This window comes from Burkholderia sp. BCC1988 (assembly GCF_905339895.1).
In the GTDB taxonomy this organism is placed as follows: domain Bacteria; phylum Pseudomonadota; class Gammaproteobacteria; order Burkholderiales; family Burkholderiaceae; genus Burkholderia.
Genome location: NZ_CAJPHA010000021.1, coordinates 43,851 through 66,087, shown reverse-complemented (window position 1 = coordinate 66,087; position 22,237 = coordinate 43,851). Strand labels below are relative to the sequence as shown.

General features: G+C 67.8%; 25 protein-coding genes. 19 read left to right on the top strand and 6 right to left on the bottom strand.

The features are described from left to right. The first annotated feature begins 316 nt into the window (after positions 1-316). The 3 genes from U4012_RS26955 to U4012_RS26945 all read left to right on the top strand — a co-directional run bounded on the left by U4012_RS26955 (position 317) and on the right by U4012_RS26945 (position 2,884). On the top strand, positions 317-1,261 hold the full coding sequence (locus tag U4012_RS26955) for an ABC transporter ATP-binding protein (RefSeq protein ID WP_321802239.1): 945 nt from the start codon (positions 317-319) through the stop codon (positions 1,259-1,261). Between the two features lie 5 nt (positions 1,262-1,266). Next, entirely contained in the window at positions 1,267-2,037 is a 771-nt protein-coding gene (locus tag U4012_RS26950; RefSeq protein ID WP_044844386.1) for an ABC transporter permease, read from the top strand. A 145-nt stretch (positions 2,038-2,182) separates the two neighbouring features. Then, positions 2,183-2,884 carry an MBL fold metallo-hydrolase gene (locus U4012_RS26945; protein WP_124485128.1) on the top strand — a complete coding sequence of 234 codons (702 nt, stop codon included), beginning with the start codon at positions 2,183-2,185 and terminating at the stop codon, positions 2,882-2,884. A 49-nt stretch (positions 2,885-2,933) separates the two neighbouring features. Here U4012_RS26945 and U4012_RS26940 read toward each other — a convergent pair whose 3' ends face one another. Beyond that, positions 2,934-3,164, bottom strand: coding sequence for a hypothetical protein (locus U4012_RS26940; protein WP_044844388.1), 231 nt, complete (start codon positions 3,162-3,164; stop codon positions 2,934-2,936). 255 nt (positions 3,165-3,419) lie between these two features. On the opposite strand from U4012_RS26940, the gene U4012_RS26935 reads away from it, so the two are divergent. Both U4012_RS26935 and U4012_RS26930 read left to right on the top strand, forming a co-directional pair. Continuing rightward, on the top strand, positions 3,420-3,866 hold the full coding sequence (locus tag U4012_RS26935) for a YciI family protein (RefSeq protein ID WP_321802238.1): 447 nt from the start codon (positions 3,420-3,422) through the stop codon (positions 3,864-3,866). Between the two features lie 240 nt (positions 3,867-4,106). After that, positions 4,107-4,538 carry a YciI family protein gene (locus U4012_RS26930; RefSeq protein WP_044844390.1) on the top strand — a complete coding sequence of 144 codons (432 nt, stop codon included), beginning with the start codon at positions 4,107-4,109 and terminating at the stop codon, positions 4,536-4,538. Between the two features lie 68 nt (positions 4,539-4,606). Here the strand turns inward: U4012_RS26930 and U4012_RS26925 are convergent, their stop codons facing one another. After that, the gene (locus U4012_RS26925) at positions 4,607-5,203 is read right to left on the bottom strand and encodes a TetR/AcrR family transcriptional regulator (protein WP_321802237.1); all 597 of its coding nucleotides are present in this window, start codon (positions 5,201-5,203) and stop codon (positions 4,607-4,609) included. A 180-nt stretch (positions 5,204-5,383) separates the two neighbouring features. Between U4012_RS26925 and U4012_RS26920 the strand changes: the two genes are divergently transcribed. The 7 genes from U4012_RS26920 (at position 5,384) to U4012_RS26890 (ending at position 11,325) form a co-directional block, all read left to right on the top strand. Then, a complete protein-coding gene (locus U4012_RS26920) occupies positions 5,384-6,154 on the top strand; it encodes an alpha/beta hydrolase (protein ID WP_321802236.1) in 771 nt (256 codons plus the stop codon). Between the two features lie 92 nt (positions 6,155-6,246). Next, a complete protein-coding gene (locus U4012_RS26915) occupies positions 6,247-7,053 on the top strand; it encodes a DinB family protein (protein WP_321802235.1) in 807 nt (268 codons plus the stop codon). After that, positions 7,050-7,781: an alpha/beta hydrolase gene (locus U4012_RS26910; protein WP_321802234.1), complete on the top strand. Its 732-nt coding sequence runs from the start codon at positions 7,050-7,052 to the stop codon at positions 7,779-7,781. The genes U4012_RS26915 and U4012_RS26910 overlap by 4 nt, the downstream gene beginning before the upstream one ends. Before the next feature lie 146 nt (positions 7,782-7,927). Next, positions 7,928-8,776, top strand: coding sequence for an alpha/beta hydrolase (locus tag U4012_RS26905; protein WP_185500329.1), 849 nt, complete (start codon positions 7,928-7,930; stop codon positions 8,774-8,776). 144 nt (positions 8,777-8,920) lie between these two features. Beyond that, positions 8,921-9,820, top strand: coding sequence for a LysR family transcriptional regulator (locus U4012_RS26900; RefSeq protein WP_321802233.1), 900 nt, complete (start codon positions 8,921-8,923; stop codon positions 9,818-9,820). A 96-nt stretch (positions 9,821-9,916) separates the two neighbouring features. After that, positions 9,917-10,243 carry a carboxymuconolactone decarboxylase family protein gene (locus U4012_RS26895; protein ID WP_059466882.1) on the top strand — a complete coding sequence of 109 codons (327 nt, stop codon included), beginning with the start codon at positions 9,917-9,919 and terminating at the stop codon, positions 10,241-10,243. A 74-nt stretch (positions 10,244-10,317) separates the two neighbouring features. Then, on the top strand, positions 10,318-11,325 hold the full coding sequence (locus U4012_RS26890) for an aldo/keto reductase (RefSeq protein WP_321802232.1): 1,008 nt from the start codon (positions 10,318-10,320) through the stop codon (positions 11,323-11,325). 227 nt (positions 11,326-11,552) lie between these two features. Here the strand turns inward: U4012_RS26890 and U4012_RS26885 are convergent, their stop codons facing one another. Next, positions 11,553-11,783 (bottom strand): hypothetical protein, encoded by a 231-nt coding sequence (locus U4012_RS26885; protein ID WP_044844399.1) that lies wholly within the window; start codon positions 11,781-11,783, stop codon positions 11,553-11,555. A 286-nt stretch (positions 11,784-12,069) separates the two neighbouring features. Continuing rightward, a complete protein-coding gene (locus tag U4012_RS26880) occupies positions 12,070-12,975 on the bottom strand; it encodes a hypothetical protein (protein ID WP_321802231.1) in 906 nt (301 codons plus the stop codon). A 78-nt stretch (positions 12,976-13,053) separates the two neighbouring features. On the opposite strand from U4012_RS26880, the gene U4012_RS26875 reads away from it, so the two are divergent. Together U4012_RS26875 and U4012_RS26870 are read left to right on the top strand one after the other, a co-directional pair. After that, complete coding sequence (locus tag U4012_RS26875; RefSeq protein WP_044844401.1) at positions 13,054-13,392, top strand: helix-turn-helix domain-containing protein; 339 nt, start codon at positions 13,054-13,056, stop codon at positions 13,390-13,392. A gap of 622 nt (positions 13,393-14,014) precedes the next feature. Next, positions 14,015-15,970 carry a Xaa-Pro dipeptidyl-peptidase gene (locus U4012_RS26870; protein WP_321802230.1) on the top strand — a complete coding sequence of 652 codons (1,956 nt, stop codon included), beginning with the start codon at positions 14,015-14,017 and terminating at the stop codon, positions 15,968-15,970. 151 nt (positions 15,971-16,121) lie between these two features. Here the strand turns inward: U4012_RS26870 and U4012_RS26865 are convergent, their stop codons facing one another. Both U4012_RS26865 and U4012_RS26860 read right to left on the bottom strand, forming a co-directional pair. Beyond that, complete coding sequence (locus tag U4012_RS26865) at positions 16,122-16,262, bottom strand: hypothetical protein (RefSeq protein ID WP_185702602.1); 141 nt, start codon at positions 16,260-16,262, stop codon at positions 16,122-16,124. A 169-nt stretch (positions 16,263-16,431) separates the two neighbouring features. Continuing rightward, entirely contained in the window at positions 16,432-17,361 is a 930-nt protein-coding gene (locus tag U4012_RS26860; protein WP_124485115.1) for a 2-hydroxyacid dehydrogenase, read from the bottom strand. A 166-nt stretch (positions 17,362-17,527) separates the two neighbouring features. Here U4012_RS26860 and U4012_RS26855 point away from each other — a divergent pair, with 166 nt between their 5' ends. From U4012_RS26855 to U4012_RS26835, 5 genes are all read left to right on the top strand, one after another. Next, the gene (locus tag U4012_RS26855) at positions 17,528-18,451 is read left to right on the top strand and encodes an ABC transporter substrate-binding protein (protein ID WP_044844405.1); all 924 of its coding nucleotides are present in this window, start codon (positions 17,528-17,530) and stop codon (positions 18,449-18,451) included. Continuing rightward, entirely contained in the window at positions 18,448-19,626 is a 1,179-nt protein-coding gene (locus U4012_RS26850; RefSeq protein ID WP_321802229.1) for an ABC transporter permease, read from the top strand. The genes U4012_RS26855 and U4012_RS26850 overlap by 4 nt, the downstream gene beginning before the upstream one ends. Then, positions 19,623-20,561 carry an ABC transporter ATP-binding protein gene (locus U4012_RS26845; RefSeq protein WP_321802228.1) on the top strand — a complete coding sequence of 313 codons (939 nt, stop codon included), beginning with the start codon at positions 19,623-19,625 and terminating at the stop codon, positions 20,559-20,561. The genes U4012_RS26850 and U4012_RS26845 overlap by 4 nt, the downstream gene beginning before the upstream one ends. Next, positions 20,558-21,331 carry an ABC transporter permease gene (locus U4012_RS26840; RefSeq protein ID WP_321802227.1) on the top strand — a complete coding sequence of 258 codons (774 nt, stop codon included), beginning with the start codon at positions 20,558-20,560 and terminating at the stop codon, positions 21,329-21,331. Before U4012_RS26845 ends, U4012_RS26840 begins: the two co-directional genes overlap by 4 nt. A 234-nt stretch (positions 21,332-21,565) precedes the next feature. After that, positions 21,566-22,231 carry a lytic transglycosylase domain-containing protein gene (locus tag U4012_RS26835; RefSeq protein WP_321802284.1) on the top strand — a complete coding sequence of 222 codons (666 nt, stop codon included), beginning with the start codon at positions 21,566-21,568 and terminating at the stop codon, positions 22,229-22,231. Positions 22,232-22,237: the final 6 nt, after the last annotated feature.

Genomic DNA, 22,237 nt, shown 5'->3' with positions numbered 1-22,237 from the left:
CGCCACGCGCTCACGCGAGCGTCATCCGATTGCCCGAAAACCGCGCGCATTGTTCACTCGATTCCAATAAAGCATCGCTTTATTGAGTCAAACGCGCGCATTTCACGCAAATCTCGCACCGGCATCGCATGTCCTTGCCGTCGAAATGCATTTCCATCTTCCGATTGCTAATATGGCGGTCCTGCGATCCCGCACCACAACGCCGTTCGACATGACGCCCGTTCGCCATGCCGCCCCCGCCCCGCCGCTTCGCTGCGGCGGCTCCGGGCACGCGCGGCGCGCAGCGTCGGACCGACCGGCCGTGCCATCCGTGAGCATGCAACCGATCCTTTCCGTCTCCGACCTCTCCAAGACATACGCGTCCGGCTTCCAGGCGCTGAAGCACGTGACCCTCGACATCCGCCCCGGCGAGATCTTCGCGCTGCTGGGCCCGAACGGCGCGGGCAAGACCACGCTGATCGGCTCGATCTGCGGCATCGTCACGCCGACCGAAGGCCGTGTGACGGTCGGCGGTCACGACATCCGCGACCAGTACCGCGCCGCCCGCGAAATGATCGGCCTCGTGCCGCAGGAGCTGACCACCGACGCGTTCGAAACCGTCTGGGCGACGGTATCGTTCAGCCGCGGCCTGTTCGGCAAGGCGCCCGATCCCGCGTACATCGAGAAGACGCTGAAGGCGCTGTCGCTGTGGGACAAGCGCGACAACAAGCTGATGACGCTGTCGGGCGGCATGAAGCGCCGCGTGATGATCGCGAAGGCGCTGTCGCACGAGCCGCGCATCCTGTTCCTCGACGAGCCGACGGCCGGCGTCGACGTCGAGCTGCGCCGCGACATGTGGAAGCTGGTCGACTCGCTGCGCGAAAGCGGCGTGACGATCCTGCTGACCACGCACTACATCGAGGAGGCCGAGGAAATGGCCGACCGGATCGGCATCATCCTCGGCGGCGAGCTCGTGCTCGTCGAAGAGAAGCGCGAGCTGATGCGCAAGCTCGGCAAGAAGCAGTTGACCGTGCAGCTCGAGCATCCGCTCGCGACCGTGCCGGCCGATCTCGCCACGTTCGGGCTCGAACGCGCGGACGACGGCAACGCGCTCGTCTACACCTACGACTCGCAGCGCGACGACGCGAGCATCGCGACGCTGATCAACGCGCTCGGCTCGGCCGGCATCGGCTTTCGCGACCTGCATACGACGCAGAGCTCGCTCGAGGACATTTTCGTCAGCCTGATCGACAACCGCCGCAACGGCGCACAAGGGGCGTAACGCACATGGCGAACATGAATTTGCATGGCATCCGCGCGATCTACCGCGCCGAAATGGCCCGCACGCGCCGCACGCTGATGCAGAGCATCATCGCGCCGGTGATCTCGACGTCGCTGTACTTCGTCGTGTTCGGCTCGGCGATCGGCTCGCGCATCAGCGACGTGAACGGCATCGGCTACGGGTCGTTCATCGTGCCGGGCCTCGTGATGCTGTCGCTGCTGTCGCAGAGCATCTCGAACGCGTCGTTCGGCATCTACTTCCCGCGCTTCACGGGCACGATCTACGAGATCCTGTCCGCGCCCGTGTCGTACTGGGAGATCGTGATCGCCTATGTGGGTGCGGCCGCATCGAAGTCGCTGCTGCTCGGGCTGATCATCCTCGCGACGGCCGGCCTGTTCGTGCCGCTGCACATCCTGCATCCGTTCTGGATGGTGCTGTTCCTCGTGCTGACGTCGATCACCTTCAGCCTGTTCGGCTTCGTGATCGGCATCTGGGCCGACAGCTTCGAGAAGCTGCAGCTCGTGCCGCTCCTGATCATCACGCCGCTCACGTTCCTCGGCGGCAGCTTCTATTCGGTCGACATGCTGCCGCCCGCGTGGCGCATCGTCACGCTGTTCAACCCGATCGTCTATCTGATCAGCGGCTTCCGCTGGTCGTTCTACGGGCTGGCCGACGTGCACGTGGGGATCAGCCTCGCGGCGACCTCGCTGTTCCTCGCGATCCTGCTTGCAGTCGTCGCGTGGATGTTCCGCACCGGCTACAAGCTGAAAAACTGACGCGGCTCGGCCAAGGGGTCGCCGCGGTTCGCGGATTCGGGGCCGCGCTGCTAGACTGGATCGGAAGATCGACTGCTGCCGTCTGCCGCACCGCAACCCGCGATGCGCGGACGGCCCGGCCCCCTTCCCTGCGCGAGGATCCCCGATGAGCGCCTCCCGAATCGACGTCGTCCGCGACGGCCTGTTTCGCGCCACGTCCTACGTCGAAACGCTGAACCTGAGCTTCAGCCAGTTCTTCGTACGATCGCCGCACGGCGACGTGCTGTGCGTCGAAACGGGCACCCGTTCCAATTTCACGCAACTGAGCGCGGCACTCAACACCATCGGCATCGCGCCGTCGATGGTCAGCAGCGTGATCGTCCCGCACTTCGAGGCCGACGAAATGGGCGCGCTGCCCGACTTCCTCGCGGCCAACCCGGCGCTCGTCGCGTACGGGCATCCGATGTGTACCTGGGGGCTTGCCGACGTGTTCGGCGTGCATGCGGTTCCGCTGACGGACGGTGAACCGAGGACGCTGTCGGGCATCGACGTCGTGCCGGTCTTCACGAAACACGTGCATCAGTGGGATTCGCTCGTCGTGTATCTGCCGGCGTACAAGGCGCTGCTGTCGTCGGACATCCTGATGCGCTTCGGCAGGGAGGAAACCGACGACCCGCTGCCCGCGATCCTCGACGCGATCACGCGCTCGGACTACCTGCCGTCGCTCGCGCACCTGGCGAGCGCGCTGCGCCGCATCCAGGCGCTCGATCTCGACATCATCCTGCCGATGCACGGCCCGGCGATCACGCACGACATTGCGCGCGTGATCGCCGGTGTGATCGCGCATTGCGACGCGGCCGCGGCATAGCGCACGCGCTGTCGCGTGCGGCAGCCGGCAGTCCGTCGCCCGTCGCCGGTCAGGCGCCGGTCACGACGAATTCGGCGGACGCCTTGCTCTGGACCGCGGCCATCACCGCGAGTTCGCGCTTGCTGCGCGGTTCGCCGGCCACGACGCCCGTCGCATGCTTGGCCTTCGCGCCGAGCGGAAAGAACACGAACGACGCGCCGGCCGGCGCATCCGGCTCGGCCCGCAGGCGTTTGTTCAGAATCTTCAGGTACTTTTTCTTCGAGACTTCCTTCGTTGCCATGGCGCCCTCCGCATGAACGTAATGCAGATCAGCATACCAGTTTTGACCGGCGGCTCCAGCGCGCCGCGGCACGATCGACCTGTAACGGAATCAACCGGCTTGCGCGACTCGCCGCGTCATCGGGCATCGAGATTTTTTTCGCGCGATGTCGATTCGCGCGATCGTCGCGCGTCGTAGTGTCGTAACCGATCGATTTGCCGTCCGCATGGCCGGCCGGTCGCGGATCTTCCCTTTCCCGTTCAAGGAGTCACAACGATGCGCGTCATGGTAATCGTCAAGGCAACGGCCATTTCCGAATCGGGCGCGATGCCCGATACCGAACTGCTGGCCGCGATGGGCCGGTACAACGAGGAACTCGTGAAGGCCGGCGTAATGCTGGCCGGCGAAGGGCTGCACCCGAGTTCGCGCGGCAAGCGCGTGCACTTCTCCGGCAAGGACCGGACCGTCATCGACGGCCCGTTCGCCGAAACCAAGGAACTGATCGCCGGCTACTGGCTGTGGCAGGTCGACTCGATGGAAGAAGCCGTCGAATGGGTCAAGCGCTGTCCGAACCCGATGCCGATCGAATCGGACATCGAGATCCGCCAGGTGTTCTCGCCCGAGGATTTCGGCGCGGAATTCACGCCCGAGCTGCAGGAGCAGGAAGCGCGGCTGCGCGCGCAACTCGGCGACGGCCCGAAGGCGCCGCCGGCGGGGAACTGACGGATCGCACTGACCTGCCCGCTGGGCGGGCCGCCTCGCAGCCGTGCGCGGCGGCCCGCCCGGAAAGTCTCGGGTCGATCGCGCCCCGGCACCGCGCCACCCGCCGTTCCAGCCTGCCCTTCGGCGCTTTTTTTTCACCTCCGTTGTCGATTTCCCTGCTTGCCGGCCGTCCTGATGTCGTAAGCCCGTTCGCCTTCCGGCGGACGATCATTCGACCACCCACCCCAAGGAGATACGACCATGCGCGTCCTGGTAATCGTCAAGGCCACCGCCGATTCCGAATCCGGCCGGATGCCCGACCCTGAAATGTTCGCTGCGATGGGCCGCTTCAACGAGGAGCTGGCGAAGGCCGGCATCCTGCTGATCGCCGACGGCTTGCAGCCGAGCATGCGCGGCAAGCGCGTCCACTTTGCCGGCAAGAACCGCACCGTCATCGACGGCCCGTTCGCCGAAACGAAGGAGCTCGTCGCCGGCTTCTGGCTGTGGCAGGTGAAATCGATGGAAGAAGCGGTCGAATGGGTGAAGCGCTGCCCGAATCCGATGCGCGGCGACTCCGACATCGAAATCCGCCCGCTGTTCGAAGCCGAGGACTTCAGCCCGGCATTCACGGCCGAACTGCAGGCGCTGAAAGCGACACTGAGCGCGCAAGCCGAGGCCGGGAAGCGCACGTAAGCCGTGCGGCGTCAGGCGACTCCACGTGACCGCCGGGCGCCTTCGCTACCCGCCGACGCGTGCATGGCTCACGCGCGATTGCGCGGCACCGCGAGCCGCTCGACCGCCCCAGCGGTCACGTCCCTGAACATCCCGACATTGCCGTACGCCCGCGCGGCAAGCATCGCGCCATAGACCAGCGACACGAACGTCGCGGCCTCGGTCTGCACCGACACGCCCGGCTGCACGACGCCGTCTTTCACCCCGGTGTCGAGCACGCGCACCAGCCACGCCGCAAGGTCGTCGAAATGCGCCTTCACCGCCCGCGCGACTTCGTCGGGCAGCGCCGGCAACTCCGCGCCGAGCATGCCGGCGACGCAGAACGGCGCGCTGTCGTCCGCGATGCAGCGTTCCCAGTAGCCGATGTATGCGCGCATCTGCACCAGCGCGTCGGCACCGCTCGCGTCGAGCAACGCCATGTCGGCATCGAATTTCGCCTGCGACTGCTGCAGCACGGCGACCGCCAGATCCGCCTTCGTCGGAAAGTGGTGGTGAATGCTCGCCTTCCTGATGTCGATCGCGTCGGCGATGTCGGCATAACTGAACCCGCTGTAGCCGCGCCGCATGATCAGTTGCCGCCCGGCTTCGAGTATGCGGCCCGCCGTACTGTCCCCCGATACCGTCATTTTGCCTACCATCTAGTCGGATGAAAAACATGGATAGTTTACCTCCCTGAGATACTCTTTTCCAGCCGTGATTTCTTCTTGCACATCATCCTACCTACTAGTAGGATGATTTCATCGACGGAACAAGACGCCTGTCGATATCCGACGGTTCCTACCCTGTCTTCCTTCTGGAGAATGAAAATGAAGCGCTTTTCCCAAGTCCGCCAGATCGCCGCGGCACTCGCCCTGACCGCCGCTGCACTCGGCTCGCATGCGGCCGTCGCCGCCCCCGTCAAGAACGTCGTGCTGGTTCATGGCTACTTCGCCGACGGCTCTGGCTGGCAAGCCGTCTCGAACATCCTGACACGTGACGGCTACAAGGTTTCCGTCGTGCAGCAGCCGGAAACGTCGTTCGACGACGACGTGAAGGCAACCCGGCGCGTCGTCGACGCGCAGGACGGCCCGAGCATCCTCGTCGGCCATAGCTACGGCGGCGCGGTGATCACCGAAGCCGGCAACGACGACAAGGTCGCGGGCCTCGTCTACGTCGCAGCATTCCAGCCCGACACCGGCGAAAGCCCGCTCGAACTGACCAAGAAGACGCCGCCCGCGACAAAGGCGATCAAGGCCACCGAAGACGGCCATCTGTATTTCGACGAAGCGTCGTTCCATGCCGACTTCGCTGCCGACGTGCCGGCCGCCCAAGCGAAATTCATGGCGATCTCGCAAGTCACGCCGGCCGCGCAGTCGTTCGGCGTGCCGATCACGCACGCCGCATGGCGGACGAAGCCGAGCTGGGCGGTGGTCGCCACCGCGGACCGCGCGATCAACCCCGAGCTCGAACGCTTCATGACGCAACGCGCCGGCAGCAAGACGATCGAACTCAAGTCGAGCCACGTCGCCTACATCTCGCATCCCGCTGAAGTCGCGAAGCTGATCGAACAGGCAGCCCGGGGCACCGGCAAGGAGTAATGCAGCGCGTTGCCCGAAGCGCTCCGGTTGACGCCGTCGGTCCAGTAACGTATCGTTTTGACACGTTACTGGACCGACAAACGCTTTCCATCATGCATTCCCGTTTCGACCGTTTTCGCGCGACGCCGCTCGGCGCGCAACTCGAAGCGCTGATCGCGCGGCCTGAGCGCTATGTCGAATTCGCGGCGCTGTCGCGTGTCGGCGTCGCCGCGATCGGCGCGATCCAGCACGAAATCGCGCACAAATTCCCCGAAATCGAAGCCGATACGACGGCCCGGCAGTTCTGCGGCGCGATGGTCGCCGACGTGATGCGCCGCCACGGGCATGACGTCGTGCAGGCGCGCGGCCGGATCGGCGGCGCGCTGTTCAGCTACGGCGCGGTATTCAGCGCATTTCCACGGGTGCTGCCGTTCGCCGACGTCGTCGCCGAACTGGCCGCGATGCCCGCGCGGATCGCCGCGTATGCCGCGCACTTTCCCGCCATGCTCGTCACGCGCCGCCCGGCCGGCACGGGCTTCTCGCTCGTCGAACACGCATGCCACCTGCGCGACCTCGACGCGGTGTTCGCCGAACGCATCGAAGTCGTGCGCGCGCACGAGTTGCCGGTGATCGCCTCCGTCGACGGGACGGCACTCGCCGCGCAGCGCGACTACCTGGCGCAGCCGCTCGACGACGCGCTTGCCACGTTCCACGCCGGGCGCGCCGCGCTGTGCGCGACGGCCGCCGCGCTGCAGCCACCGGAACTCGCACGCTGCGGGCTGCGCGACGGCATCCGCCGGATGTCGCTCGACGAACTCGTGCGCGAGCTGCTCGACCACGATCGCACCCACGTGCTCGAACTCGACGAACTGCTCGCCGAACTCGAATTGCCGCCCCTTCCGTCGTCGACCGTCCAATGAGCCTGCCCACCCCGCCCGTCGTCTTCGTCCACGGTTTCATCGGCACGTTCGACGTGCCCGCATGGCCCGGCCCGCATCTCGCCCCCGACCTGCTCGGCTACGGCGTCCATCGCGACACGCCGGTCGACGCGATCACGCTCGCCGCGCAGGTCGAGCATCTGCGGCAGGCTGTCGACACGCACTACGGCGCGCAGCCGGTCGATCTCGTCGGTCACTCGGTCGGCGGCGCGATCGCGATGCTGTTCGCCCATGCCCATCCGGCGCGCGTGCGCCGGATCGTCAACGTCGAAGGCAACTTCACGCTCGACGACGCATTCTGGTCGGCGTCGGTCGGCCGCATGTCGCCCGCGCAAGCCGACGCGATGCTCGACGGCCTGCGCAGCGATCCATCCGGCTGGCTGCGCGGCGCGATCGACGAACCGTCGCCGCGCCAGCTCGACGAAGCGCGCCGCTGGCTCGCGCATCAGCCGGCGTCGACGTTGCGCGCGATGGGACGCTCGGTCGTCGCGACGACGGGCGAACCCGGCTATCTGCAGCTGCTCTCCGAAGTTTTCGAGCGCCATCCGGTGTGGCTCGTCGCCGGCGACCGCTCGCGCGCGGGCTGGCATGTGCCGGACTGGGCGCTCGCGCGCTGCGCCGGCTTCGAGACGATCGCCGGCTGCGGGCACCTGATACCGGCCGAGCGGCCCGCCGCGTTCCGGGAGGCGCTGGCGCGCTGCCTCGGCTGACGCGCGCGGCCGCCGGACTGCGCGCCGGCCACCTGACAACTCGTAGGATTCGCCGAAATTTGGCTGAAAGGCACGGTTGCTAGAGTCGCCAAACAGGGTTTTCCCGATGCCCGACTGCCGAACGGAAACGACACATGCGAGGCTCCATGAACCTGATACGCACGTTCTGGCTACTGCTGCTGCTCGCCGTCGCGGGCCCGGCCCTCGCCTTTCAGACGCGGGTCGTCGCGATCCCGAGCGCGGCGATGAACGAGACGCTGAAGGCGACCGTCGTGCTGCCGGACGACTATGCGCGCCTGCGCCACGGGCCTGAACGCGCCGTCGAGCGCTTTCCGGTCGTCTACCTGCTGCACGGCTCCGGCGGCGACCACACCGACTGGACCGCGAACACGCGGATCGCCGCGCTGGCCGATCGCCATCACGTGATCCTGGTGATGCCCGACGGCGGACACGAAAGCTGGTACATCGACAGCCCGTTCGACTCGGGCAGCCGCTACGAAACCTTCGTCGGCGACGAAGTCGTGTCGTATGTCGACATGCACTTCAGAACCATCGCGACCAAGGGCGCACGTGCGATCACCGGGCTCAGCATGGGCGGCTTCGGCGCGCTGCGCATCGCGCTCGACCGGCCCGACACGTTCGGCGCGGTCGGCAGCATCAGCGGCGCGGTCGATCCGCGCTGCTGCGAGGACGAGCCCGGCATCGACCACGTGTTCGGCGATCCCGTCCGCCATCCGTCGTTCTGGAACCGCAACGCGATCGTCGAAAGCGCGCGCGCGTTCGTCCGTGCGCATCTCGACCTGACGATCGACTGCGGTCGCGACGACTCGTTCGTCAGCTCGAACCGCACGCTGCATCAACGACTCGTCGCACTCGGCGTGCCGCACGACTATGCGGAGCGTCCGGGCGGTCACACGTGGGATTACTGGGCGCACGCGATCCGCTACCAGATGCAGTTCTTCGCGACGTCGTTCCAGCACGGCGGCTACGCGTAGGATCCGCCCACCCGCGTCGCGCGCCATCCGGCCGGCGTGACACGGGCAGCCTGACGCGCATCGCGCTGCCGCGCCCGTGGGTCGTCGCAGCGCGCGACGGACCCGATGGTAGGATGCGCAGGCATCGACCACCCGACTTCCTCCATGCCGCGCGACAACTTTGCGGACCTGCTCGCCTTCATCGCCGTCGCGCGCGAGCGCAGCTTCACGCGCGCGGCCGCCCGGCTCGGCGTGTCGCAATCCGCACTCAGCCATACGATCCGCTCGCTCGAGACGCGTCTCGGTGTGCGGCTGCTCACGCGCACGACGCGCAGCGTGGCGCCGACCGAAGCCGGCGAACGCCTGCTGCTCAACCTCGCGCCGCGCTTCGACGAAATCGAGGCCGAACTGTCGGCGCTCGCGGAACTGCGCGACAAACCGGCCGGCACCGTGCGCATCAACGCGACCGACTACGTGATCCGCACGCTGCTGTGGCCGAAGCTGTCGCCGATCCTGCGCGACTACCGCGACCTCAAGGTCGAGTTCGTAACCGACTACGGGCTGTCCGACATCGTCGCGGAACGCTTCGACATCGGCGTGCGGCTGGGAGACCAGGTCGCGAAGGACATGATCGCGGTGCGCATCTCGCCCGACCTGAAAATGGCGATCGTCGGCGCGCCCGCGTATTTCGCGCAACGCGAGCACCCCGCGACGCCGCAGGATCTCGTCGCGCACGACTGCATCAACCTGCGGCTGCCGACGCACGGCGCGCTGTACGCGTGGGAACTCGCGCGCGGCGACGACACGCTGCAGGTGCGCGTCGACGGCCAGGTCACGTTCAACGGCACCTATGAAATGCTCGACGCGGCGCTCGCGGGCTACGGCCTTGCGTACGTGCCGGCCGAACTCGCCGCGCCGCACGTCGGTACCGGCAGGCTCGTCAGCGTGCTCGACGACTGGTGTCCCACCTTTCCCGGCCACCACCTGTACTACGCGAGCCGGCGGCAATCGTCGCGGGCTGTCGCGCTGATCGTCGACGCGCTGCGCCATCCCGGCCATTCATGAACCGGTTCGATAAGTGCATGCGCATTCCTGGGGATTATCGATAGGCGCGTCGGTGGCTACCATCGTCGATGTCTTCCACGTCCTCCGGAGCCCCCGATGTCCGAACCGACTTCCGCCGCGCGCCAGGCCTTCGGCGCAATCGCGCCGGCTCTCGCCGACTACACCGACAACGTACTGTTCGGCGACGTGTGGCAGCGCCCCGGCCTGTCGCCGCGCGATCGCAGCCTGATCACGGTCGCGAGCCTCGTCGCGCTGTATCGTGTGAACGAACTGCCGTTCCATCTGAAGAAGGCGCTCGACAACGGCATCACGCGCGACGAGCTGATCGAGGCGATCACGCATCTCGCGTTCTATTCGGGCTGGCCGACCGCCAGTTCGGCGCTACCGATCGCGAAGCGCGTGTTCGACGAAGCAGGCGTGTGAGCGCCGCATCCGGACCGCACGCTCATTCAACCGACTTCAATCGACGCGGGCGCTCGCCCGCATGGAGCCTCACCATGGATTACCGCTATCTCGGGCGCAGCGCGCTGAAAGTGTCGCCGCTGTGTCTCGGCGCGATGATGTTCGGCGGCGAGACCGACGAAGCGACGTCGACGCGCATCATCGACAAGGCGTTCGACCAGGGCATCAACTTCATCGACACGGCCGACGTCTATCACGCCGGACGCTCGGAACAAATCGTCGGCCGTGCGATCGCGCGGCAACGCGACAGTTGGGTCGTCGCGACGAAGTTCGGCTTTCCGGCCGGTCCGGACGCGGGGCCGAACCGTCAGGGCCAGTCGCGCAAGTGGATCTACGAATCGGTCGACGCGAGCTTGAAGCGGCTCGGCACCGATTACATCGATATCCTCTATTTCCACCGCGCGCTGACCGATGCGCCGCTCGAAGAAGGGATGCGCGCGGTGGCAGACCTGATCCGGCAAGGCAAGGTGCGCTACGTCGGGCTGTCGAACTTCAAGGGCTGGCGCATCGCCGAGATCGTGCGCCTCGCCGACCAGCTCTGCATCGATCGCCCGGTGGCGAGCGAACCGCTGTACAACCTCGTCGATCGCACGGCCGAGGTCGAACAGTTGCCGGCGGCCGCGCATTACGGCATCGGCGTCGTGCCGTACAGCCCGCTCGCGCGCGGCGTGCTGACCGGCAAATACGCGCCCGGCGCGCAGCCGCCCGCCGATTCGCGCGCGGGCCGTGGCGACCGGCGCATCCAGCAGACGGAATGGCGGCCCGAGTCGCTGCACATCGCGCGGCAGGTGGCCGAACACGCGGCCGCGCGCGGCACGACGTCGGTCGCGTTCGCAATCGCGTGGGTGATGAAGAACCGCATCGTCAGCTCGACGATCGCCGGGCCGCGCACCGAAGCGCACTGGGACAGCTACATCGATGCGTTGACGCTCGAACTCGGCCCCGACGACGAACGCTTCGTCGATTCGCTGGTGCCGCCCGGACATGCGTCGACACACGGATACACGGATCCCGGCTATCCGGTCGAAGGGCGGAAGGTTTGATGTTCGTCTGCTGAAACCGGGTGCGCGCCGCCCGACCGCATGATGCGACGCGTGCAATGGCAGCTTGGCGGAGGATGAGCGACTGACATTCCGGACGTTGTCGTCCGGCATGCTGGTACGTCGGCACGCCGACGAACGTCGAATGACGCGGCGAAACGATCAGAACGAAAAACGGCAGACGACCGCGGCCGAAGCGAAAGCAGAAGCCGCGAATTCAGTTCAGTTGTTCAGTTGCCGTGCGCGGCGTCGGCGCCCACCACGCGATCGAAGAATTCCTGCGCACGCGCCAGTTCGGCGAGCGCGCGATCGAGGCGCGACATCGCAAGTGCATAGTCGGCCGACGAGATGTCGTCGTCGCTTTCGCCGCGCACGGCGCGAAACGCCTGGTCGACGTTGCGCGTCGCCTCGACGAAGCGTTGCGCGGCCCGGGCTTCCCGCGAACAGGTGTGGGTCGACATCGACACTTCTCCCTCAGGGTTGCTGTGTGAAGCAAGCCGACGCCCAGTGTGCGTGGTGCGCATGTCGGCGGCGTGAACGACGGCAAGCCGCCTGTCGATGCACGGCCACCGCGCGGCACGCTTCGTGGCGATTGTCGCTCCGCACCCGCCGCTCCGCTACGGCGAGATTGCAACAAATTCTTGCGCGCGCCGGGATGGCGGCCATACGCGTGCGCGTCGTTGCACGCGCATTCAGCTGCCCTGCCTGGCGTCACGCGTCACGCGCCGCGCACCGGCGGCGCGAAACTCATGCGCGCCCGATGCGCGGATGCGCGAGACCGCCGAACGCGGCCGCTTCGCCGGGCGACAGATCGAACAGATCGCCGGTGGGTTCGTGCGGATGCTCGGCCGCGGGCCGGCTGCGCAGCCGCGCGACATGCGTGGGCGCGACGTAGGCAGCCGCCGTTTCGATCGGCGGCACGTCGAACAGGTCGCGCGTGACACCGCGCACGGCATCCGTCGGCGACTTTCCGCGCAAGCGCGCGACCAGTTCGACGAAGCGGTCGAAATCGCCGGCGCGCGTCGCCTTGTTCACTTCGGCGAGATCGCGCGCCTTCAGCACGCACGGCTGTGCGAGCCGCACGAAATACGGTGCCTCGAGTTCGACCGACAGCGCGAGCGGATAGCTCTTGCCGGTTTGTTCCTTCGCGCGCCCGATGCAGTCGACCACGGCCGCGCCCTGCGCGACGCCGAGCGGCTTGCCCGTGCTCACGCTGCGCAGGTGATCGGGGCACACGCGCAGTTGCGTGCCGACCGTCAGCGCGGTGGACGATGCGCAGACGAGCGCGTAGTGCTGTTCGCGACGCCGGCCCGACGGCAGCGTCGCGCGGCTTGCAATGAACGTGTGCGGCGGCAGCGGCCGCACCTGGCCGCTGGCGTCGACCCAGGCATTCCACAGCAGCGCGTCCTCGCGCTTGCGCTCGCCGGGCCGCGGACGCGACGCAACCGGCGAGAACAGCGCGAGCAGCGAGCCCGTGCGATGCGCGGCGACTTGCGCGCTGCTGCCGAGCGGCTGGTTGATGCCCCACAGAAAACGCCCGCCTCCGAGCCGGCGCTCCCATTCCTTGCGGAGCACGACGGTCGGCAGTTCCTCGCCGGACTCGGTACCGATCTTCGTCCAGCAGAACGTGGGAGGGAGGTGTTTCAGTGTCATCAACTTTCTCGGGATACAGCCTCGCTGGTGACAGCAAGCCCATTCAACAACCGTAACTGTATAGGTATAATGCATCGCATGGAAGCCCCGGATCACGATTTTCCTGTACAAGACCTGTTACGCCGTCTGATGGCGGACACGCGCTCGTCCAGCGAAATCGCGCGACTTTCCGGGGTCAGCCAGCCGACCGTGTCGCGGCTGCGGCTGTCGAACGGGCATCGGCTGCGGCGCAGCGCGCCATTCAACAAGCTATGCAGTTTCTACGGCGTCGATACCGGCCCGGCGCGCCGCCGCTACAACGACCTGCTGCGCGACGCGATCGTCGACGCGTGGGACGGCTCCGACGAGCACGGGCGCGCGCTGCTGGTCGTGATTCAAGGGTTGAAGGATCTGCAGGCGAAGGCGGATGACGGGTGACGGCGCGCGCGCGGGCGTTCATCAATGGAAGGTAGACCGAGAGCATCCGGCGAGCGGGCGGTGGCGAATGCGATTCGTCACCGCCCGTTTTGCTTGGGGCGACAGGACGCGAAGCAACGGCAAGCGCGTCGCCGCACATGCGCGAGGTCATCGCACTACGCGCGCCGCATCGGCATGCGCTTCGAAACTTTTTTACCTACGGTTAAAAAAGTTTGACACGCCGTTTTCGCTGAGATAACTTTTGCGCAAGCTTCCGGAAAGCAAACGCGAACCGGCAAGCCATCACGATGCGCGGCGCGGCCGAAACCGCCGATCCGTTTCATTCCGTCGCCGCACGCGCGTCGCGTCGTGTTTTTTCGCAGCGCAGCACCGCAGCTCGCAACATCCCCGTCTCATCGAATGATGTCGTTCCGTTTCATCTGGAAGGACGCGTGGCATGCACGCATTTGATTCGTAGTCCTGCATGACTGCAATGCACTGCCGCCGCTTTCCGGCCGGGATCGCGCCCGGCGTTGTCCCGATGGTGCAGTTTCCTCTTCGTCGCATGCAGTAATCGGCCCGGCCCGCAGGGGGCGTATCGCGGAACGGTCGTATCCACACAATCAAAAAAACGAGGTCGGCAATGCAATTTCATATCAGAGGATCGCGCAGCGCATGGCTACCCGCGCTCGTCGCGGCCGCGACGCTCGCCGCGTGCGGCGGTGACGACGGCGGCAGCGTGGCGGGCGTCTCCGCGCTCGCGCAAAATCAACAGGACGAGGCCGCTGCATCGGCGGCGGCCGGCGCTCAATCGCTCGCAGCGCGCGTGTCGCCGTCCGGCGTCCCGTACGCGAACCCGGCGAGCGGCGGACGCTACAAACCGGTGATCAGCAACGGCCAGGTACAGCCGTCGCTGTCGGGCGGCACGATCGAGGAAAACGCGTGGATCGACACGCCGGTCGACTCCGACGGCGACGGTACGCGCGATCGCATTCACGTGCGCATCGTGCGCCCGTCCGAAACCGCCAACGGCGCGCGCACGCCGGTCATCGTGCTCGCGAGCCCGTACTACGCGGGGCTTGCCGACAGCCCGAACCACGACGTCGACGTCGAACTCGACGGCTCGCCGCATCCCGTCGCGACGGCCGCCGCCCCCGGCGGCGCGTCCACGCGGATCATGGCCGCCGCGCCGCAAGTGCGCATGCTGCAGCAACTCGAGGCGGCCGCGGCCGGCCGTTCGTGGATCGAGGGCTACTTCATTCCGCGCGGCTTCACGATCGTCTATGCGGATTCGCTGGGCACCGCCGGCTCCGACGGCTGCCCGACGATCCTCACGCGCGACGAATCCGTCGCGATGGCGTCGGTGATCCGCTGGCTCGGCCGCGATGCGACCGCGAAGGATGCGAGCGGCAAGGCAGTCGTCGCGAGCTGGTCGACGGGCCACGTCGGCATGTACGGCGTGTCGTACGACGGCACGCTGCCGAAGATGGTCGCGAGCCTGCGCACGCGCGGGCTCGATGCGATCGTGCCGATCGCCGGATTGTCGAACATGTACGGCTACTATCGCTCGGGCGGCCTCGTGCGCGCGCCGGAGGGCTATCAGGGCGAGGACGTCGACGTCTACATCAAGGCGCTGCTGACGAATGCGCATCCGGAGCGCTGCACGCACCTGGTCGACGAAGCGCTGCAGCAGGAAGACCGCAAGACGGGCGACTATTCGCCGTTCTGGGCCGCGCGCGACATCCCGACCGAGCACGCCGTCGCGCCGGCACTCGTCGCGCAGGGGTTGACCGACGACAACGTGCGCGTCGACCAGTCGACGTCGTGGTATCTCGCGATGCGGCGTCAGGGCGTGCCGACGCAGCTGTGGCTGCATCGCCTGAAGCACACCGACCCGACCCGCGTGCCGGCGATGGCCGATGCGTGGACCGCCGAGGTGAACCGCTGGTTCACGCGCTACCTGATCGGCGTCGACAACGGCGTCGAACGCGATCCGCGCGCGGTGGTCGCGCAGGCCGACGGCACCCTGCTGAAGGAAACCGACTGGGCCGCGCGGCGCGCCACGCCGGTCGCGTATTTCGCGGGCGGCGACGGCACGGGCACCGGCACGCTGTCGCGGCTGCCGAGCGGCGGCCCGCTCGCGCGCTTCACCGACGATGCGTCGATTCCCGCGCTCACGCTGGCGAACGCGCCGACCGGCGAGCATCGCAGCCGCTTCGAGACGACTCCGTTCACGACCGCGACGCGCCTGTCCGGCTCCGCGACCGCCCGCGTGCGACTGACCTTCACCGGCGTCGCGAACGTGACGGCGCTGCTGGTCGACCGCGCGCCGGACGGCACGGCGACGATCGTCTCGCGGGCATGGACCGATCCGCGCAACCGCGTGTCGGACTGGATCTCGGCGCCGGTGCTGCCGGGCATGCCGTATGACCTGAAGCTGACGTTCATGCCGCGCGACTACACGCTCGAAGCGGGTCACAGGCTCGGCCTCGTCGTGCTGTCGAGCGACAACGAGGCGACGCTGCGGCCGGCACCGGGCACGGGGCTCGCGCTCGACCCGGCAGGAACGTCGGTGACGGTGCCGCTGGTGTCGTCCTGACCCGGAGCGCGCAAAACGGGCGCGGTGGCCCAAAGGATGCGCGTGCGATCGTGAACGATCGCACGCGCCCGAATCCACACGAAACGCACCCTGGGCGCCACGCGGCGATGCTGCACCGTTGCGTGGCGCCGTTCTTCATCGGCAACGCGGCTCAGCCCGCCGCAACACGCCTGGGCACGACATCCGGCCACACGTTCGCGCGCTCGACGCGCTGATCGTCGCCGGCATGTTCGCGCGGGTGGCGGCTGATCGCGCCGCGGCTCGGCACGAAGGGTACGGCAGCGATAGTCATCGATCATCTCCATGAACGGCACACGTCCGGCAGCAGCCGGACGGCATGGAATGCGATGTCATTGCAGCGGGATCGACGTTCCGGCGCCGAATGGCCGGCCATGATGCGAATTTTTCCGATTTTCGCGTGCGGGTTGCGGATACATGCCCGCGCGCCGCACGGACCACACTCACAGCGGCGTCAGCACCGGCTCCCCGGCGAAATGCCGCGCCGCATTGTCGAGAAACTGCTGGACCGAGCGATCGAGCGCCTCCGGCGACCAGCCGCCCATGTGCGGCGTCAGCACGATATTGTCGAGCGCCGTCAGCGCGCGCGGCGGCTCCGGCTCGCCTTCGTAGACGTCGAGCCCCGCGCCCGCGATGCGCCGTTCGCTCAGCGCATCCGCCAAAGCGGCGGTATCGACAACGCTGCCGCGCGACACGTTGACGAGAAACCCGCCGGGGCCGAGCGCATCGAGCACCGCGCGGTCGATCAGGTGACGCGTGCCCGCGCCGCCCGGCGTCGCGACGATCAGGAAATCGGCCCATTGCGCGAGCGCCTCGACGCGCTCGAAATAGCGATACGGAACATCCTTCCCGGAACGGTTGTGATAACCGATCTCGATGTCGAAGCCGGCCGCGCGCCGCGCGCATTTCTCGCCGATCTTGCCGAGCCCGACGATACCGAGCTTCTTGCCCGACACGTTCGGCGGCATCGGCAGCGCGTCGCGCCATACGCCCGCGCGGGTCTTCGCATCGAGTTGCACGACGTTGCGCACCGCCGCCAGCAGCAGCGCGAACGCATGATCGGCAACGCAATCGTCGTTGGTGCCCGCGCCCGTCACCACGGTGATGCCGCGCGCCTTCGCATGCGCGACGTCGATGTGCTCGTAGCCGGCGCCGAGCGCGCTGACGAACGTGAGCTGCGGCAGACGATCGATTTCGGCGGCTGTCAGGCCCGTGCTGCCGTTGGTCAACACCGCGCGAATCGTGCGGCCGTGTTCGGCGATCGCGCGCTCGCGTTCCTCGGCGGTCGGTGCATGGTGGACGTCGTACGACGCGGCGATCTGGCGGTGCGCGTCGTCGCGCAGCGCGATAAGGACCAGTAGCTCGGGTTTCATGTCAGCAAGTGTCCGCAGGCGGGAATGCGCTCCAGTGTAACAACGGCGTGCGACGCATGCGGGTTACCCCCACGCGTGCTGTGGACGTGCCGCCGCACGCGGTTTGCCAAAGCCGACTCAGTCAAGTAACTTTCGGCGTACGTCCCCGTTCTGGAGAAAGGCCCCGATGAAGCTCGCCCTGCCCGCCCGCATCCTGGGCCTCGCGTTCGCCGCCGCAGTCGTCGCACCCGGCGCGCACGCCGACACGCCCGTCGTGGTGTCATCCAAAATCGACACCGAAGGCAACCTGCTCGGCAACGTCATCGCACAGGTGCTGAAGGCCCACGGCATCCCCGTCACCGAAAAGATCGCGCTCGGCACGACCCCGATCGTGCGCAAGGCGCTCACGAGCGGCGAGATCGACATCTACCCCGAATACACGGGCAACGCGGCGTTCTTCTTCAACAAGGCCGACGATCCCCTGTGGAAGAACGCGAGCCAGGGCTACGACACCGCGAAGAAGCTCGACTACGCGGCGAACCATCTCGTCTGGCTGACGCCGGCGCCCGCGAACAACACGTGGGGCGTCGCCGTGCTCGCGCCGGTCGCGCAAGCGCAGCACCTGAAGACCTTCTCCGACTTCGGCAAGTGGATCGCGGGCGGCGGCAAGCTGAAGCTCGCGGCATCGGCCGAGTTCGTGAACAGCGCATCCGCGCTGCCGTCGTTCGAAAAGGCATACGGCTTCAAGCTGAAACCCGATCAGCTCGTCGTGCTGTCGGGCGGCGACACGGCCGCGACGATCAAGGCCGCCGCGAACCAGACCGACGGCGTGAACGCGGCGATGGTGTACGGCACCGATGGCGGCATCTCGTCGAGCGGCCTCGTCGTGCTCGACGACGACAAGCACGTGCAGCCCGTCTATGCGCCGACGCCGGTGATTCGCGAAGCCGTGCTGAACGCGCATCCGCAAATCGCCGACTTCCTGAAACCCGTGTTCGCGAGCCTCGACCTGAAGACGCTGCAGACGCTGAACGCACGCATCCAGATCAACGGCGAACCGGCGGCCGGCGTGGCCAAAAGCTACCTGAAGTCGAAAGGCTTCGTTAAGTGACGGGTCGCGCGGTGGCGTCCGCGCGGCGCATCACGCTCGACAAGGTCGGTATCCTGATCGGTGTCCTGACGATCGTGGCGGTGTTCGGCATGCCGTTCATGGTGCTGCGGCCGAACCGTATCGCGGCCGGCACGGGGCTGTCGGTATTCGCCGCGCTGCCCGCCGCGCAGGGTGCCGCGCTCGCCGCGCTGTGGCTCGTCGGCGCGTTGTGGGCGATGACGGCGAGCCGTCCCGCATGGCGGCTCGCGGCCGGCTGCACGTGGCTCGCGACGCTGGCCTACGCGGTCGGTGCGGCCGCGACGCACGCCGTCGCCGCCGACGACGCGCTCGCACGCGTGTCGCCCGCGGCGGGCGTGTGGCTGCTGCTGTTCGCGTGGGCCGTGCTCGTCGCCGACGCGCTCGCGCGGCTCGCCTTCGGCCCGTGGCGACGCCTCGTCGCGCTCGCCGTCGCCATGGCAGCGATATCGCTGCCGCTCGCGAGCGGCTGGTGGGACGGCCTGTCGGTGATGCGCGAATACGCGGTGCGCAGCGACGACTTCTGGCGCGAGGCGATCCGGCACGTCGCGCTCGCGGGCGGCTCGGTCGCGGCCGCGCTCGTCGCGGGCCTGCCGCTCGGCATCGTGTGCGCGCGGGTCGCGCCGGTACGCACCGTCGTGATGCCGGTGCTCAATATCGTGCAGACGATCCCGAGCATCGCGATGTACGGGCTGATGATGGCGCCGCTCGGCCTGCTCGCCGCGCACGTGCCGCTCGCGGCCGCGCTCGGCATCCGCGGGATCGGCGTCGCGCCGGCCGTGCTCGCGCTGTTTCTCTACTCGCTGCTGCCGATCGCGTCGAGCGTCGTGGTCGGGCTCGAGCAGGTGCCGCCGCACGTGACCGAAGCAGCACGCGCGATGGGCATGACGCGCGCGCAGCGGCTGCTGCGCGTCGATCTCGTGCTCGCGTTGCCGGTGATCCTGAGCGGCGTGCGCATCGTGCTGGTGCAGAACATCGGCCTGACCGCGGTCGCCGCGCTGATCGGCGGCGGCGGGTTCGGCATCTTCATCTTCCAGGGAATCGGGCAATCGGCCGCCGATCTCGTACTGCTCGGCGCGATCCCGACGATCGCGCTCGCGCTGGCGGCCGCCGTCGTGTTCGAAGCCGCGACCACGCTCGCGAAGGGACGTACCGCATGATCGAGATCGAACGCATCGGCAAACGCTTCGGCGACGTCGTCGCCGTCGACGACGTATCGATGACGATGAAGCAAGGCACGATCACCGCGCTCGTCGGCGCATCGGGTAGCGGCAAGTCGACGCTGCTGCGGATGATCAACCGGCTGATCGCGCCGACCGGCGGCACGATCCGCATCGACGGCGTCGACACCGCGAGCGTGCCGCCCGAGCAGTTGCGGCGGCGCATCGGCTACGTGATCCAGGGGCACGGCCTGTTCCCGCACTGGAGCGTCGCGCGCAATATCGCGACCGTGCCGCGCCTGCTCGGCTGGCCGGCCGAGCGCATCGACGCGCGCGTGCGCGAACTGCTCGACCTGTTTCATCTCGCGCCGTCCGAATTCGCGGACAAGCTGCCGCACGAACTGTCGGGCGGCCAGCAGCAGCGCGTCGGCGTCGCGCGCGCGCTCGCGGCCGAGCCCGCGATGCTGCTGATGGACGAGCCGTTCGGCGCGCTCGATCCGATCATCCGCAACAAGGCGCAGGACGATCTGTACGCACTGCAGCGCCGCCTCGGCATCACGGTCGTGATCGTCACGCACGATATCGAGGAAGCGCTGAAGCTCGGCGACACGATCGCGGTGATGGACGGCGGACGGCTGCTGCAGGTCGCGTCGCCGGCCGAGATTCTCGGCAGGCCGGCGGCGGGTGTCGTCGAGCAGCTCGTCGCCGGCGTCGACCGGCCGCTGCGCCTGCTCGCGCTGACGCCGATCGACGCGGTGGCCGAGCCCGGTCACGCCGATGGCGAACCGATCGCCGCGACACGCACGCTGCGCGATGCGGTGTCCGAACTGCTGTGGCGCGGCGCGGACGCATTGCCGGTCGAAGGCGGTAACGGGCCCGACGTGCGCCGCATCACGCTCGACGCGATCCGCGCGCACGCGAGGAAGCCCGCATGACGACGCGGCCCGCGCGTTCGCACTCGTCCCGGCCGCGGCGGCTGCCCGCGCATGTCGCGCGCGCGGCCGCGCTCGCGCTGCTGCTCGTGCTGCTGTTGCGCCCCGCGTGGCTGCAGGGCGTGTTCGCGCCGTTCGCGGACAACGGCGCGCCGGTCATCTACGATCGCGCGAGCCTGCTCGATCTCACGCTCGCGCATCTCGGCACCGTCGCGCTGTCGAGCCTGCTCGGCACGCTGGTCGCGGTCGCGGCCGGGATCGCGGTCACGCGGCCGGCCGGCGCGGATTTCCTGCCGGTCGCGCGCAGCGTCGTCGACATCGGCCAGACCTTTCCGCCCGTCGCGGTGCTCGCGCTCGCGGTACCGGCGGTCGGCTTCGGGTTGAAACCGGTGCTGATCGCGCTCGTGCTGTACGGGCTCCTGCCGGTTTTCGAGAGCACGATCGCGGGGCTCGAGGACGTGCCGCGCGACGTCGTCGACGCCGCGCGCGGGATGGGGATGAGCGGCTGGCAGCAGCTGGTGTCGGTCGAGCTGCCGCTCGCGTTTCCGGTGATCGTGAACGGCATCCGGCTCGCGGTCGTGATCAATCTCGGCACCGCGACGATCGGCTCGACGGTTGCCGCGCGCGGGCTCGGCGATGTAATCATCGCGGGCCTGCAGACGTCGAACACCGCGTTCGTGCTGCAGGGCGGCGTGATCGTCGGGCTGCTCGCGGTGCTGGTCAGCGATGCGATCGGGGCGATCGCGCGAGTGGCGGGCGCGCGGCGGGCGTAGCACGCGGCAGGCGGATTACGCACCCGCAGTCGCTGCGCCGCGGGCGAAAAAGGGAGCGCGAAAAAGAGCCGGACGCGCTTCATCCGGACTCCGATGCGTGTTCGTGCAACGATCCCGCCTGCGCGCCGCGCGCATCGATACAAGCCTACATCGTGCTTTCATTCGAGCCTGCGCTCGAACGCGCACGACGATTGGCCGATATACTATGCGCCTCTCATTTCCCCGCACTCCACCATGCGACGACGGTTTCTCTGGCTGATCGTGCTTTCGCTCGGCATTGCGCAACAGGCCTCCGCGCAGCAGGCGCCAACGCTGCCAGCCTCCGCGCCCGAAGCGGCCGCATCCGCCCCGGCCGAGGCCTCCGCCCCGCTCGCGAACGATCAGCCGAACGAAGCAAACCGCCGCATCACCTCCTACCTGACGAAGAAATTCGGCGTCGCAAAAGAGCGCGCCGCGAAGCTCGCCGACATCGTGAGCGTCACTGCGACGAAATATTCGCTGCCTCCGGCACTCGTTTACGCGATTATCTCGATCGAATCGCGCTTTCAGGAAAAAGCGCGCGGCCAGCATGGCGCGACCGGGCTGATGCAGGTCGTGCCGGGCGCACACCGCGGCATGCTGCGCGACGTGAAGGACCTCACCGAGCCGAATGCGAACGTCGAAGCGGGCTCCAAAATTCTGTCGGGCTATGTGCGGGCGGCCGGCGGCAACGTGCAAGCCGGGCTGAGGAGTTATGGCGGCTCCAACGCGTATGCGGCGAAGGTGATGCAGCGGGTCGACGCGTTCCGCTTCGTGCTCGAACCGGAAGACGGCGCGAAAGGCTCGAACGACACGAACCCGATGGTGCCGGTCAGCGATCCGTCGACCGCGGCGCCCGCCGCGAGCCGCAACGCAAAGTAGGCGCAC